Annotated in this window: 12 protein-coding genes; 4 read left to right on the top strand and 8 right to left on the bottom strand. The window is 66.4% G+C overall.

What is annotated here, in order from left to right; genetic code table 11:
* Positions 1-142 precede the first annotated feature (142 nt).
* The gene (locus ACVILL_RS09070) at positions 143-652 is read right to left on the bottom strand and encodes a hypothetical protein (RefSeq protein ID WP_456728754.1); all 510 of its coding nucleotides are present in this window, start codon (positions 650-652) and stop codon (positions 143-145) included.
* A 133-nt stretch (positions 653-785) separates the two neighbouring features.
* Positions 786-1,748, bottom strand: a complete 963-nt coding sequence (gene mepA / locus ACVILL_RS09065) for a penicillin-insensitive murein endopeptidase (RefSeq protein ID WP_456728753.1) — start codon at positions 1,746-1,748, stop codon at positions 786-788.
* Between the two features lie 252 nt (positions 1,749-2,000).
* On the opposite strand from mepA, the gene ACVILL_RS09060 reads away from it, so the two are divergent.
* On the top strand, positions 2,001-2,381 hold the full coding sequence (locus tag ACVILL_RS09060) for a L,D-transpeptidase (RefSeq protein ID WP_456734215.1): 381 nt from the start codon (positions 2,001-2,003) through the stop codon (positions 2,379-2,381).
* A gap of 331 nt (positions 2,382-2,712) precedes the next feature.
* Complete coding sequence (locus ACVILL_RS09055) at positions 2,713-4,908, top strand: putative bifunctional diguanylate cyclase/phosphodiesterase (protein ID WP_456728752.1); 2,196 nt, start codon at positions 2,713-2,715, stop codon at positions 4,906-4,908.
* 110 nt (positions 4,909-5,018) lie between these two features.
* On the opposite strand, the gene ACVILL_RS09050 is transcribed toward ACVILL_RS09055, so the two are convergent.
* Genes ACVILL_RS09050 through ACVILL_RS09040 form a run of 3 tightly spaced genes read right to left on the bottom strand, consistent with a single transcriptional unit; the run spans position 5,019 to position 6,907 of the window.
* Positions 5,019-5,474, bottom strand: coding sequence for a DUF1801 domain-containing protein (locus tag ACVILL_RS09050; protein ID WP_456728751.1), 456 nt, complete (start codon positions 5,472-5,474; stop codon positions 5,019-5,021).
* A 34-nt stretch (positions 5,475-5,508) separates the two neighbouring features.
* Positions 5,509-6,288, bottom strand: a complete 780-nt coding sequence (locus ACVILL_RS09045; protein ID WP_456728750.1) for a sulfite exporter TauE/SafE family protein — start codon at positions 6,286-6,288, stop codon at positions 5,509-5,511.
* A gap of 13 nt (positions 6,289-6,301) precedes the next feature.
* A complete protein-coding gene (locus ACVILL_RS09040; RefSeq protein ID WP_456728749.1) occupies positions 6,302-6,907 on the bottom strand; it encodes a TetR/AcrR family transcriptional regulator in 606 nt (201 codons plus the stop codon).
* A gap of 117 nt (positions 6,908-7,024) precedes the next feature.
* Here ACVILL_RS09040 and ACVILL_RS09035 point away from each other — a divergent pair, with 117 nt between their 5' ends.
* Entirely contained in the window at positions 7,025-7,936 is a 912-nt protein-coding gene (locus ACVILL_RS09035) for a sterol desaturase family protein (protein ID WP_456728748.1), read from the top strand.
* A 165-nt stretch (positions 7,937-8,101) separates the two neighbouring features.
* On the opposite strand, the gene ACVILL_RS09030 is transcribed toward ACVILL_RS09035, so the two are convergent.
* Complete coding sequence (locus ACVILL_RS09030; RefSeq protein WP_456728747.1) at positions 8,102-10,069, bottom strand: methyl-accepting chemotaxis protein; 1,968 nt, start codon at positions 10,067-10,069, stop codon at positions 8,102-8,104.
* Positions 10,070-10,380: 311 nt separating this feature from the next.
* On the opposite strand from ACVILL_RS09030, the gene ACVILL_RS09025 reads away from it, so the two are divergent.
* The gene (locus ACVILL_RS09025) at positions 10,381-11,010 is read left to right on the top strand and encodes a hypothetical protein (RefSeq protein WP_456728746.1); all 630 of its coding nucleotides are present in this window, start codon (positions 10,381-10,383) and stop codon (positions 11,008-11,010) included.
* A gap of 175 nt (positions 11,011-11,185) precedes the next feature.
* On the opposite strand, the gene ACVILL_RS09020 is transcribed toward ACVILL_RS09025, so the two are convergent.
* Positions 11,186-12,358, bottom strand: a complete 1,173-nt coding sequence (locus ACVILL_RS09020; RefSeq protein ID WP_456728745.1) for an acyl-CoA dehydrogenase family protein — start codon at positions 12,356-12,358, stop codon at positions 11,186-11,188.
* Positions 12,359-12,493: 135 nt separating this feature from the next.
* Positions 12,494-13,720 carry an MFS transporter gene (locus ACVILL_RS09015; protein ID WP_456728744.1) on the bottom strand — a complete coding sequence of 409 codons (1,227 nt, stop codon included), beginning with the start codon at positions 13,718-13,720 and terminating at the stop codon, positions 12,494-12,496.
* Between the last annotated feature and the right edge of the window lie 51 nt (positions 13,721-13,771).

Here is a 13,771-nt window from a genome sequence, read left to right as displayed (position 1 = left end):
CGTTGAGTGGGGTCTGGCCTGCGACGGACGGAAGCGCTGTTCCGCTGGTCCCCGAAGGACTTACGGTCCTCGGGGATATCGCACTGCAAACATAGCAGGCTGGGGCTTACGGTAAAGGCGACCCTTTGTCTAACGGATCGTCCTATTCGTCCGACGGCTGGATCGCGATCGACAGCGAGCTCTCTTTTGAGCCGCTGACCTGCAGCACGAAGGGGCTGGCGGCGAGGTCGTATTTCATGGTCTTGCGGATACCGTCGCAATCGGTCGCGCCGCTGAACGCCTTCGGCTTCAGGAAATGCCCGTCCTGCACCAGGTCGACCCAGGCGCCCGCCGAGAGGCTCACGGTATAGAGCCCGGCCTTCGGTGCAGCCTTGAAGCTGGTGAAGCCGGCGAAGGTGCCCTCCTTCGGCGCACGTTCCGGCGGCGACGGCAGTTGGGCGTCGCCGGGGGCGACCAGCGCCAGCGTGATGGCGGTCGGCGGCAGCGCGGCCTGTTCGCTCCCCGAGGCGAGCCTGGCGCGATCGGGCGCGGTGAGCGCCGCGCGTGCGCGGTCGATCGACCATTTGAACTTGTCGCAGCCGCTCGGCTCCTCCGCCGCGAAGGCGGGAGCCGAGACGAGCAGGAGCGATGCGGCGAAGAGCGATTTGCGCATGTCCGGTCCAATGCAATTGTGGCGGATGAAACAGATCAGCGGCCCCGATCCATCGCTCGAACGCGCTTGCGGCGCGACGACGCGGGATCATAACGCACTTCAAGCCGGCCGGCATAGCCGCCTGACAAAGATGTTATTGCGTCGGATGTGATTGCCTGGCGTCGGGCGCGTTCAGCACCGTTTTGCAGCCTGCCGGCATCTGCGCCAGCGTCATCGGCGGACGCGGTTTCGGCGGCTTCGGCGGCGGCTTCGGATGCAGCACCGAATCCTTGAACCAGAAGGCGAGATCGGAAGGCTCGCAGCCTTCGCCTTCCGCTTGCGGCTTCTGCCCCTCGCATTCAGGGCTGCCGGACGGGCACCGCATGCGGATGTGGAAGTGATAGTCGTGGCCCCACCACGGCCGGATCTTCGACAACCAGGCGCGGTCGCCCTTGGCCTCGCGGCACAGCGCCTTCTTGATCGCGGGATTGACGAAGATGCGCTGCACCGCCGGCTCTTGCGCGGCATCGCGGAGCACGAGCACATGACCCGGCGTGAAGACACGCGGATCGACGTCGAGCCGGTCGTCGCGCACCATCATCACCGCCGACATCTCCTCGCGATCCTCGCGCGACAATTTGCGATCCGGCATCGGCGTCAGCCAGATGTCGGCGTCGAGCCCGATCTGGTGGCTGGCGTGACCGGAGAGCGCGGGGCCGCCGCGCGGCTGGCCGATGTCGCCGACCAGGATGCCCGGCCAGCCGGCGTCCTTGTGTGCGTTGGCCGCAAGCCGCTTCAACAGCGCGATCATGCTGGGGTGACCCCAGTAACGGTTGCGCGACAGGCGCATCACCTGCCAGGTGTCGCCGTTGAGCGGCATCTGCGCCGCGCCGGCAAGGCATCCCTTGGTGTAGCCGCCGATCGAGCGGGTCGGCATCGCCGTGGGCAGCAGCTTGCGTGCGAACAGTTGCTTCGCTCCGAGCTTTGGATCGTTGGGGTTGGCGAGCGGCGTCAGCGGCTGCGGATTGAGCGAGCCCTTGTCCTGCGCCCGCGCGGAAATGGTGCAGGCGATGAGGGCGGCGACCAGGAGCGGGATCAGACGCAGGCGGGATATCATTCGGATCACTCTGTCTGCGCAATAGCTAGCATGGATTCGTGGCGGACGGACCGCGCTTTCATCCCATTTGCTTGATCGCCCACAGCGCGGATTAAGATTACCCGCGGCTTCTCGCTTTGCGTGTGACCCACACCACTTTACAAGCGCATTGCAGGCGACATGATGCGCCCAATAATTTTCAGGCTAGGCATTTTCATGACAGGCGTATCTTGCGCAAGGCTGGCATTTGCCGCCGCGATCGCCGCAACGACAATGGCACTATCGCCGGCGCGAGCCGACGTCGTCGTTCACATCGACAAATCATCGCAGCGCATGGCGGTCAGCGTCGACGGCGCGCCGCGCTACAACTGGCCGGTGTCGACCGGACGCCGCGGCTACGGCACGCCGAGCGGCGTGTTCCATCCGCAGATGCTGGCGCGCCGCTGGTACTCGCGGAAGTATTACAACTCGCCGATGCCGCACTCGATCTTCTTCTACGGCGGCTTCGCCATCCACGGCACCTACGAGCTCACACGTCTCGGCGGCCCGGCCTCGCACGGTTGCGTGCGCCTGCATCCCTCGCACGCAGCACAGCTCTATGGGCTGGTCGAGCGCAACGGCCGCGGCGGAACGCGGATCGAGATCACGAATTAGTCCCGCAAGACGGGGCGCCTTTACCTCGCGATAACCCTGCCCACGCTGGCAAACATTGATGCGCGCGATGCGCTCGCAGCGCATTCATTGTGCAGTCGCGCTTGGGTTTACCGTTCCTTCACCACGCTCCGGCGCTGCCACGCCGCAAATCTGGGCTGCGGTCCGCTTGCGATACCGGTAGCTGCGCTCGCGCGGCGTGAGCTCGCCTGCAAAGCAGGCATGCCCGGTTTCTCATCCAGCGCAGGTATTCGCCTAGAGATACCAATTTTTCAGAGACTTATCGCAGAAATGTCACCGAACTGGAATGCGCGTGGGGCGTGCGAGTGCGATGATGCGGCCGAAGAAAAACAAGAAACCGAACCAGGCCGGAGCGAGCCGTCCTCGGGGCCGCCGGCCCAAGGCCGTGCCGAAAATGTCGGGCAGCTCGCGCCGTCCCGCCGTCGAGATCGGCGAACTGGTGCGCCAGCGCGCGCAGGCCGAGGCCGCGATCGCCGAGGCCCGCAAGTCGAACGCGCGGCTGCGCGAGGCGATCGACATCCTGCCGCAAGGCATCGTATTCTTGGACCCCGAAGGCCGCTACACGCTCTGGAACAAGAAATACTCGGAAATCTACAAGCGCAGCTCCGACCTGTTCGAGCACGGTGCGCGGCTCGAAGACACCATCCGCATCGGCGTCGCGCGCGGCGACTATCCCGAAGCCGCCGGCCGCGAGGACGAGTGGATCGCCGAGCGGCTCCGGAAGATGTACCAGCCGGGCGAGCGGCACGAGCAGGTGCTGGCCGACGGCCGCGTGGTGCTGATCGAGGAACGGCTGACCTCGGATGGCGGCATCGTCGGCCTGCGCGTCGACATCACCGAGCTGAAGCAGCGCGAGGCCTCGTTCCGCCTGCTGTTCGACGGCAATCCGGTGCCGATGATTTTATGCGCGCTGGATGGTGAGCGGATCCTCGCCGTCAACGATGCCGCGATCGCGCATTATGGTTATGTGCGTGCCGAATTCGAGAAGATGACCATCAGGAGCCTGCAGGCGTTCGATGCCGAGCTGCCCTGGGCCGCCGGCCGCAGCAGCGACGAGCAGGCGGCGCGAACGTGGAAGCATGTGCGCGCCGACGGCACGCTGATCGACCTTGCGATCTATTCGCGCCAGCTGATGCATGGCGACCAGCCGGCGATGCTGCTCGCGCTGATGGACATCACCGAGCGCAAGCGCGCCGAGGCGCGGCTCGCCTTCATGGCCCAGCACGACAGCCTGACCGGCCTGCCGAACCGCAATCTGCTGCGCCAGCAGATGGACGAGATGCTGCAGCACACCCGCCGCTCGACCGACAAGGTCGCGGTGCTGATGCTCGGCGTCGACAATTTCAAGGCGGTCAACGATACGCTCGGCCACGGCATCGGCGACAAGCTGTTGCGCGCCGTCGCCAAGCGGCTGCGCTCGACGCTGCGCGAGCAAGACGCGCTGGCTCGCCTCAACTCCGATGAATTCACCATCGTGCAGGGCGGTGTGATGCGGCCCGAGGACGCGGTGCTGCTGGCACGGCGGATTCTGGATGCGATCGGCGAGCCCTATCTGCTCGAGGGGCATTCGGTGGTGATCGGCGCCAGCATCGGGATCGCGATGTCGCCCGGCGACGGCGAGGAGTCCGAAAAGCTCCTGAAGAGCGCCGATATGGCGTTGTCGCGGGCCAAGAGCGAATTCCGCGGCACCTTCTCGTTCTTCGAGGCCGAGATGGATGCGCGCGCGCAGAGCCGCCGCAAGATCGAGATCGATCTGCGCGATGCGATCCAGAACGAGGGCCTGCAGCCCCATTACCAGCCGCTGGTCGATCTCACCAGCGGTCGCATCACCGGCTTCGAGGCCTTGGTGCGCTGGCCGCATCCGGAGCGCGGCATGATCTCGCCGGGCGAGTTCATTCCGGTGGCCGAGGAGACCGGCCTGATCAATCCGCTGGGTTCACTGATGCTGCGTCGCGCCTGCATGGACGCGGCGCAGTGGCCCGACGACGTGCGCGTCGCGGTCAATCTGTCGCCGCTGCAATTCCGCACCGGCAATCTGCTGGCGCTGGTCACCGACGCGCTCCGGCAATCCGGTCTGCCGGCGCGGCGGCTCGAGCTCGAGATCACCGAGACGCTGCTGCTCGAGAAGAGCAGCCAGGTGCTGGCGACGCTGCATGCGCTGCGCGCGCTCGGGGTGCGGATGTCGATGGACGATTTCGGCACCGGCTATTCGAGCCTCAGCTATCTGCGCAGCTTCCCGTTCGACAAGATCAAGATCGACCAGTCCTTCGTGCGCGATCTCGGCGCCAACCCGGACGCGCAGGCGATCGTGCGCTCGATCGTCAGCCTCGGCGTCGGGCTCGGCGTCACCATCACCGCCGAGGGCGTCGAGACCGAGGCGGAGTTGAGCTGCCTGCGCGCCGAGGGTTGCCACGAGGGCCAGGGTTTCCTGTTCAGCCGTGCCCGGCCGAATGCCGAGGTCGTCAGCCTGCTCAAGGCCCAGCGCGTCGCGACGGCGCTGGTGGCGTAGCAAAACTGTCTCCACCTCGTCATTGCGAGGAGCGAAGCGACGAAGCAATCCATGGTTCCGAGTGCGAGGATAGATGGATTGCTTCGCTGCGCTCGCAATGACGGTGTGAACTAGCTTGCCACGCCGGCCTTACGTCTCAAATGATACGTCAGCGCTAGCGCCACGCAATGGCGCAGCGCTGGCTCCGGAAGCTTGCCTCCGACATCGAGCAGGATGGCGCGGTTGCCGCTGTAGCTGAGCTCGGGATAGAGCCCGCGGAACGTCTCGACCAGATTGGTCTGGCAGTGGAAGTAGATCGCGACCTGGCCGGCGGCCGGCTTCACCTGGTCGATCCGGACCGTGCTGCCGCTGCCGGTCTCCGGCGTGAGGTAGCTCGGCTGGCCCCATTTCAGCGTCTCTTCCAGCGCGCCGACGCCCTTGGTTGCCCTGGCGGTCTCGAAGATCAGCCGCCGCAGCGCCAATAGCTTCGTCCTGACCGGGGCAGGGTAGGCGTCGAACAGCGCATCTGCCGCTCTTGCTTGCGGGCGTCGTGCCGCCTTGCTGGTCGATGCTGCCGGCTTGCGCATGGTGGGCTCCGCGGGGAGGACGTATCGCGTCTATCTACCACAGCGCCTTGAAGGTCATATAGAGCGCCATCAGCGACACGAAGAAGATCATCGCGCTGCGCAGCGTCGCGCGGTCGATGCGGTTGGCGGCGCGGGCGCCGAGATCGGTGCCGGCGAGCAGGCCGGCGATCACGCCCGCCAGCACCGGCCATGACGCGAGCGAGCCCTCGCTCCAATAAATCCAGGCCGACGGGATCGTGGTCGGGATCAGCGACATCACGAGGCTCGCCATCTGCGCCTGATGCTGCGGCACGCCGAGCACCGCGCTTAAGCCCACCACGGTTGCCAGCCCGCCGCCGATGCCGAGAAAACCCGACGACAGGCCGGCCAGCAGGCCAACAATGAGCAGCGCCGGCCGGGATATGTCGCGCGCGGCGCCCTTGTCGTCATGCTCCGCCTTGTCGCCTCCGCCGCGCAGGATCAGCATCGCGTCGAGTGCGACGAGATAGGCCACATAGGTCCAGCGCAGCGCGGGCTCGGCGACATGGTTTGCGGCGAGCGCGCCGATGGCGCCGCCGGCGACGAAGCCAATGGTCAGGAGCACGATCCAGCGTAGCGGCGTGCGGTTGCCGCTCTGCCAATAGCGCCTGATCCCGGTGAGGCTGGTCGGCGGCACCTGCGCGACCAGCGAGATGCCCTGCGCGACGTGCTGGCCGGCGCCGAGCAGCAGCACCGAGAACACCACCAGTCCGCCGCCGGGGCTGACGCCGAGCAGGCCTGCGGTCAGTCCGCCCGCGAGGCCCGTGGCAATCCCGGCAAGGAGATCGTGGATCATCGCCGCATCCCCGTCAGCGTTTGGCGGCGAGGCCGGCGAGGAAGATGTCGAAGGCGTGCATCGCCTCCGATGTCGAGACGGTCTCGCCCCATAGCCGTTGCAGCACGATGCCCTGGAACATCGCGACCATCGCCCGCGCCGCGCCGCGTGGCTGCACGCCGCGGTCGATCGCGCCGCTCTTCTGGCCGCGACGCAGCAGGTCCACGATCAGGGCGATCGGCTGGCGGATGCCGCTCGTCACCTGGTCGCGGACCACGTCGTCGCGCAGCGCCTCCGCCCAGAGCTGCAACGCGACGCGGCGGGCGCGCAGTCCGTCGTCCTTTTGCAGGTCGCCGAGAAAGGCGCGGGCGATCGACTTCAGGCTCTGCAGCGGATCGTCGCTGTCGCCCTTGAGCGCGAGCAGCGCACTGTCGCGGCCATGGCGGCTTTCTCCGATCGCCTGGATCAGCTCTTCCTTGCCGGTGAAGTGCCCGTAGATGCAGCCGGCGCTGAGCCCGGACTGCTTGATCACGTCCTGGATCGTGGTCTGATGAAATCCCTGCCGCGCAAAGCAGATCTCCGCGGCCTGCAGGATCTCCTCGCGGCGGATCGCGAGCGTTTCGGGTTTCACCTTCGGCATTGTGGGTCCTTGTCGTGAATCCGGTTCACGGCCGCCGGCGGGCAGGCCGGCTTGACGATCGTCTGCCGTCATTATAAAGAACGAATATTCGTTTTGTAAAGAGAGGGAGCCGTCGGCATGATCAGTTTTGTAAAGCTGTTGTGGCATCCGGGTGCAGGCGAAACCGCCAATGTCGAGCTGCCGTCGATCGGCGCGCGCATCGCGTTCCTGCTCGCGAGTTTCGCGATCGTGCTGCTGTTTGAGGCGGCGTTTCCGCTCTTCAGCTACGGCCGCGGCGACCGGATGCGCAATATCGGCCGCAACGTCGTCATCACGGTGATCTTCGTCGCCGTGAATCTTCTGCTCAGCCCGCTTTCGCCATGGGCGACGCAATGGACGTGGGACGCGAAATTCGGCCTGTCGCACTGGCTCGGCCTGTCGCCGCTGAACCGGCTGCTGCTCGGCTTGATCGGGCTCGACCTGTTCACCTACTTCGCCCACGTCTCGATGCACAAGCTCGGCTGGATGTGGCGCTTCCATCGCATGCACCATGCCGACCGCTTCGTCGACGTCACCACCGCGTTCCGCGAGCATCCCGGCGAGACGCTGTGGCGGATCGGCTGGCACATCGCCGGCGCGGTCGTGTTCGGCGTGCCGGCCTGGGTGCTGGTGACCTATCTGACGCTGTCGGCGCTGAAAGCGCAGTTCGAGCACGCCAACATCCGCCTGCCGGAGCGACTCGATCGCTGGCTGCGGCTGCTGTTCGTGACGCCGAACATGCACAAGATGCATCATTCGCGTCACCAGCCGGAGACCGACAGCAATTACTCGAACCTGCTGTCGATCTGGGACCGGCTCGGCGGCACCTACAATCGCGGTCCGCGCTTCGCGGAGTTGCGCTACGGTCTCGACGGTTTTGACGATGCCGAGAAGCAGTCGCTGCGCGGATTGCTGAAGATGCCGTTCATGAGCGAATGGGGACGGCCCGAATCAGGGCCGGACGACAAGGCGGAGCGATCGGCGCCGCCGCCCGTGTTGCCCTGGCCGTGATCACGCTTCTTGACCCGTCATCCTGAGCTCGCGTAGCGAGCCTCGAAGGATGAATCGGCCACCAGCCGGGCCGTCGACCCTTCGAGGGCCGCTGAAGAAGCGGCCACCTCAGGGTGACGGATGGGTTATGGTGCCTGTGACGCAGTAGGGCTAGGCGGCCTAGAACTAAGCGGCGTTGCGCAGGCCGGCGAGGAACGTGTCGACGCTGCGCGACAGCGCGGAGGCGTGGTCACCGAGCTGGCCGGAGGTCTCCAGCACATTGCCGGTGAGGGCGCGGGATTGGCCGGCGGCGTCGCTCGCGCCCGCGATATTGGCGGAGACTTCGCCGGTCCCGGCGGACGCCTGCTGCACGCTGCGGGCGATCTCCCGCGTCGCCGAATCCTGCTGCTCGACCGCAGCGGCAATCGCGGTGGCGATGCCCGAGATCTCGCGGATGGTGCCGCTGATGTCGCCGATCGCGCTGACGCAATTGCCGGTGGCGGATTGAATAGCTCCGACCTGGCCGGCGATCTCGTCGGTCGCCTTCGCGGTCTGGCTCGCCAATTCCTTCACCTCGGCTGCGACCACGGCAAAGCCGCGGCCGGCCTCGCCGGCGCGCGCGGCCTCGATGGTGGCGTTGAGCGCCAGCAGATTGGTCTGACTCGCGATCGCGCTGATCAGGCGCAGCACGTCGCCGATCTTCTCCGCGGATGCGGCGAGGCTTGTCACCATCTCGGTGGTCTCCGCGGCCTTCGCCACCGCATTGTCGGCGACGCGGCTGGAATGGGTGACCTGGCGGCCGATCTCGGTGATCGAGGACGCCAGCTCCTCGGTCGCCGCGGCGACCGCATTGACGCTGGCGGCCGCCTCGTCGGAGGCGGCGGCCGCCGCCGAGGTCCGCTCGGAGGTACCGTTGACGCTGGTCGTGATCTCGTTGGCGACGCGCTGCATGTCGCCCGACGACCGCGCCACGGCGGCGACCATATCCTTGACGTCGGCTTCGAAGCGGTCGGCCATCTGCCGTTGCAGCGCCTGCTTGTCGGCCGCCGCCTTCACCTTGTCGGCTTCCTGCGCCTCGCGGAGCGAGGAGGTTTCGATCATGCTGCGGCGGAACACGTCGACCGCCTTGGCCATGGTGCCGAGCTCGTCGCGGCGCTCGCTGCCGGGGATCGTGACGCTGGTGTCGCCGCTGGACAGCCGGTTCATGACCGCGGTGATCGCGGTGAGCGGCCGCGACAGGCCGCGGCCGAGCAGGAACGCGAGCAAGATGGCCGCGGCCAGGATCGCGACCACGCCGAGGATCAGGTTGCGCTGCGCGCTCGCGGCAGCGGCTTCATAGTCGCTGGTGTCCTTGATGATCTCGAGCACGGCGACCGGTTCGCCGGCATAATTCTTGATCTGGCCGAGATAGAGCTCCACGGCATGGCCGCCGAGAACAGCGTCGCGCAGCACGGCGGCGCCATTCATCACGCTCTTGAGCTCGTCCTGGGTCGCGACCACGGTGTCGCCGAAGGTCGAGGACAGCCGCTTGAAGCTCTGACCGTCGAAGGAATGCACGGCGAGGTCGATGCCGAAGCGCTTCTTGGCGCGGTCGACGAACTCCTTGCCGAAGGCGACGCCGATGTCGACATTGCCCAGCGTCTTGCCGTCGCGCATCACCGGGGTCATGCCGAAGATCGACAGCGCCTCGCGGCCGGGCTCGACGCCGACGATCGGCTTGCCGGCCTTGATCGATTCCACCACCGTCGTGCGCCGCGTCGAGGCGTCGTCGCCGAAGGTTTTCGGCGCGTGGACCCGGTAGAAGCTCGTCGCCGGCGCCTGCCAGAACGAGATCAGCGGGATGCCCCGTGCCTTCATCGCCGCCCAGGAGCCGCCGAGCAGCTTGCCGAGGCCGTCGCGGTCGCCCTTGGCGATCGCGTCTTCGACCGGCGGCAGGGCGGCGATCACGGCAGAGACCGCGAGCGCCGCGCGGCCTTCATAGTCGATGGCTGCAATCACGCTGTCATATTGCAGCTTGAGCTGCTGATCGAGCGCGAGCCGGGTCAGCGCCCGCTGCTGGCTGATGGAGAAGCCGCCGAGGATCGCGCAGGCGACCGCGACGGTCAGTGAAATCGCCAGGATCAGGCGGGCGGCAATCGATCGAAGCGTGAACATGGTACCAGCGGAACTCCAGGCATTAGCGCCGTCCGCAAGGTCTCAGAAAAAGCTTAACAACCGGGTGTTGCGCCGCCGAAATTCGCGCCGGGCCCATGGCCGCAGGTGCCTACTTTTGTACCATGCGCGGAAGCGCGATGAGATCGGGTAATATCAGTCGGACGGCAAACTCGTTTCGCCTCCCCCGCCTGCGGGGTCGAGACGAGCGAAGCTCGCTCTTGGGCCGACGCGCGCCGAGCGACGCGGAGCGTCGTCCGGACACGGCGGGTGGGGCTCTGTTGCAGCGCTACCCGTTCTAGTAGAGTATCGGCATGCCCGCCATCAAAGCTATCCTCACCAAGGTTATCCTCGTCAGCCTGTTCCTCCTTACATTCCTCACGCCAGGAATTCCGCAGGACCAATCAGAAGTGGGCGGCTCGGAAGATCCTCGTCGAGAGTGGTCTAGCCTCGCTCGGGGGCGAACCGAGTTCGAAGTTTCGGACCCTGAACTGGTGCCGAGTTTTCTGAAACTTGCAGCCGATCAATCCAGTTGCAAGTACAAGGAAGGTCTCAAGATCGCGCCGGTTCATTTCCTCCGTATTGCGAACAGGCGTCTCGCTCTCGTCACTTGTTATGGACCGTTGAAGTCGACCCAACGCGCGTTCGACCTGTCGAACCCGAGGAAACCATTCCTTGTCAAATTCCCGCTCCTCGCATATCCAGACGGCATCGGTACATCCGACGACGCTCCAGGCTTCATGAACTGGGATCGACAGACCAGCCTCTTTAGAGCTGAGACTACGTCGGACGTGTCGAACGTCACGCGTGAGCGCTATACGTACCGGTTCGGCGGATACGACTTCGTACTTCTCCGCGTGGAAGTTCAGCGAGATGGCGTTGGTGAATGGGCTCCGCTATGGGATGCACCGCGATTGGACGACCTGCTCGCAAAGCCCAAATGACCGTGGCCCAAAGCCGACATGCCGTAATCACCCGGCGATCTCAGATTTTAAGAGGCGCAGCCGATATGGCGGCTATGGGCCCGCGCCCGGATTCAATCTGACTTCATCGCGCCTTGGCTTCTTCTTTAAGCATGATCTTTCCGGAAAACCGCTTCGCGCTTTTCCGGATCATGCTTTAGCGCGCGGTCGGCGGCGCTGCGAGATTGCCCGCCAGGATCGCCTTGCCGGCGTCCTCATACTGCGTGTCGCGGGCCTGGATCTGCTGCGCGATCGCGTGCATGTCGCGAAACCGTCGCTCGAACGGGTTCTTCGCGAACACCGCCGTTGCCCCCGCCATGTGATAGGCGATGTCGACCACGGCGGCCGACTGGTGGATGGTCCAGGTCGAGGCGATGCGGATCGCGACCCGATGCGCTTCGGTGATCGGGTCACCGCGGACGAGATCGCTCCAGACGTCGTGGGCGGTCGCGTAGAGGTAGGCGCGGGCGGCGCGCAGGCTCGCCTCGGTGCGGCCGATCTGGCCCTGCACGGCGTTGTTGTCGCGCATCGCCTTCAGGCCTTGCGGGGTCTTGCCGCGCGCAAGCTCGGTCGCCGCATCCAGCATGGCGCGCGCGACGCCGAGCGCGGTCGCGGCAAAGCCCATGCTGAACACCATGTTGGTGGAGAGCTTGTAGAGCGGTCCTCCCTCGCGGCACGCGGCGGGATCGTCGCGCAGCGCGGCGAACTTTTCCGGAATGAAGAGGTTGTCGACCGAATAGGAATCGGTGCCGGTGCCCTTCAGGCCGATCACGTCCCAGACGTCGTACATCACAGCCTGGGACATCGGGAAGAGGATGGTGCGGATCTCCGGCGAGCCGTCGGCCTTCTTGCGCGGCGAGCCGTCCGCCTCGACGACGCGAACGTGGGCGCCGAGCCAACTCGCCTGCCGCGAGCCCGATGCGAAATCCCAGCGCGCGCTGGCGCGATAGCCGCCCGGTTCGGCGCGGACCTCATGGGCGATCGCGCCCCAGGCCAGGATACCGGGCGCGGTGTTGAAGATCTCGTTGGCCACGTCGGGCTCGAGATAGGCTGCGGTCATCGCGCAGACGCTGCACTGGCCGAGGCACCAGGCGGTCGACGCGTCGGCCTTGGCGATCTCCTCCTGCATCTGCATGAAGGCGTCCAGCGTCGCCTCCGCGCCGCCGAAGCGCTTCGGCAGTAGCGCGCGATACAGCCCGTTCTCGACCAGGGCTGATGTGACGGAAGGCGTCAGCCGCCGCGCCCGTTCGATCTCGTCGGCTTCAGCAATGATCAGCGGCGCCAGCGCGCGCGCCCGCTCGACAAGGTCTACTCCCTGCGGCTTGTTCATGCTTTTCCTCGGCCCGCTCTGACATTCTTGTTGGGGCGCGCGCGATGGTGACCCATCCGGCAGGCGAGGGCAAGGCGGGACGGCGCCGGTCAGCTATCCATCACTGACGCGCGAGTGCGGCGAATGCATCCGCGTTCAGGCGGCGGCGCGGCCGAGATCGAGCGATGGCTGCCGCTTGGTCGAGAAGCTCAGCGCTACGGCGACCGCGGCGAGGCCGATCGCGAAGGAACCGGCGTGCAGCCACGTATAGCCATGGAACGTGTCGAACACATAACCGCCGGCCCACGGCCCGAGCGCCATGCCGAGGCTCGCAAAGGCCGACACCGCGCCGAACACGGTGCCCATGATACGCGCGCCGAAGAACTCGCGGACCAGCACGGCATAGAGCGGCATCACGCCGCCATAGGCGAGGCCGAACACCACAGACAGCGCGTAGAACTCGCCGAGCTGCGCCACCGCCAGATATGTCGCGATCGACAGCGCCTGCACCAGCAGGCCGCCGACCAAAACCGGCTTGGCGCCGAGCCGGTCTGCCAGCACGCCGAGCAGCAGGCGGCCGCCGAGCCCGGAGAAGCCGGCGAGGCTGTAGACCGTGACCGCGGTGAGCGGCGCGATGCCGCAGACCATGGCGTAGGACACCATGTGGAAGATCGGCCCGGAATGCGCCGCGCAGCAGGCGAAATGGGCCAGCGCCAGCGTGATGAATTGCGGCGTGCGCAGCGCCTGCGCCACGGTCCATTCGGCTTGCGGCGCGTTCGCAGCCGTTGCTATCGCGACGTTCGATCCCTGCGGCGCCGGGCGCACCAGGAACGATGCGGGGATCAAGAGCGCCCATGCGGCGATGCCGATCACGAGCATCGCGAAGCGCCAGTCATAGGCCGTGATCAGCCAGCTCGCCGATGGCGCGACCGTCAGCGGCGACACGCCCATGCCGGCCGACACCAGCGCGACGGCGAGGCTGCGATGCTTGTCGATCCAGGCGCTCGCCAGCGCCATCATCGGCGCATAGAAGCTGCCGGCGGCGATCCCGATCAGCACGCCGAAGCAGAGCTGGAATTGCCACAGGCTTTGCGCCTGGCTTGCCGTCACGAGGCCAAGCCCGAGCAAAAGGCTGCCGGCCAGCACCACGATGCGGGTGCCGAAGCGGTCGGACAGCGCGCCCCAGGCGAACGCCGCAAAACCCATGCAGAGGAAATCCAGCGTCGCCGCCGCCGAGATGCCGGCGCGTGACCAGCCCATCGCATCCGAGATCGGCTGCAGGAACACCGCGAGCGACAACATGGTGCCGAAGCCGACGCAGGTCATCAGCGCGCCCGCGCCGACGACGACCCAGCCATAATCGAACCGCGCGGCCTTGCTCATGCGTTTCCCTGCCTGCGCGGTTTTGATTTTGCTGGCCCGCGCTTGAGGGGA

This window comes from Bradyrhizobium sp. USDA 3364 (genome assembly GCF_054056355.1).
The sequence above is the reverse complement of the archived record's forward strand: the minus strand, read 5'-3'. Positions and strand labels throughout refer to the sequence as shown.

Coding starts and splice junctions, on each gene's coding strand:
- ACVILL_RS09070 (WP_456728754.1), bottom strand. CDS start 652: ATGCGCAAATCGCTCTTCGCCGCATCGCTCCTGCTCGTCTCGGCTCCC.
- mepA (WP_456728753.1), bottom strand. CDS start 1,748: ATGATATCCCGCCTGCGTCTGATCCCGCTCCTGGTCGCCGCCCTCATC.
- ACVILL_RS09060 (WP_456734215.1), top strand. CDS start 2,001: ATGGCACTATCGCCGGCGCGAGCCGACGTCGTCGTTCACATCGACAAA.
- ACVILL_RS09055 (WP_456728752.1), top strand. CDS start 2,713: ATGCGGCCGAAGAAAAACAAGAAACCGAACCAGGCCGGAGCGAGCCGT.
- ACVILL_RS09050 (WP_456728751.1), bottom strand. CDS start 5,474: ATGCGCAAGCCGGCAGCATCGACCAGCAAGGCGGCACGACGCCCGCAA.
- ACVILL_RS09045 (WP_456728750.1), bottom strand. CDS start 6,288: ATGATCCACGATCTCCTTGCCGGGATTGCCACGGGCCTCGCGGGCGGA.
- ACVILL_RS09040 (WP_456728749.1), bottom strand. CDS start 6,907: ATGCCGAAGGTGAAACCCGAAACGCTCGCGATCCGCCGCGAGGAGATC.
- ACVILL_RS09035 (WP_456728748.1), top strand. CDS start 7,025: ATGATCAGTTTTGTAAAGCTGTTGTGGCATCCGGGTGCAGGCGAAACC.
- ACVILL_RS09030 (WP_456728747.1), bottom strand. CDS start 10,069: ATGTTCACGCTTCGATCGATTGCCGCCCGCCTGATCCTGGCGATTTCA.
- ACVILL_RS09025 (WP_456728746.1), top strand. CDS start 10,381: ATGCCCGCCATCAAAGCTATCCTCACCAAGGTTATCCTCGTCAGCCTG.
- ACVILL_RS09020 (WP_456728745.1), bottom strand. CDS start 12,358: ATGAACAAGCCGCAGGGAGTAGACCTTGTCGAGCGGGCGCGCGCGCTG.
- ACVILL_RS09015 (WP_456728744.1), bottom strand. CDS start 13,720: ATGAGCAAGGCCGCGCGGTTCGATTATGGCTGGGTCGTCGTCGGCGCG.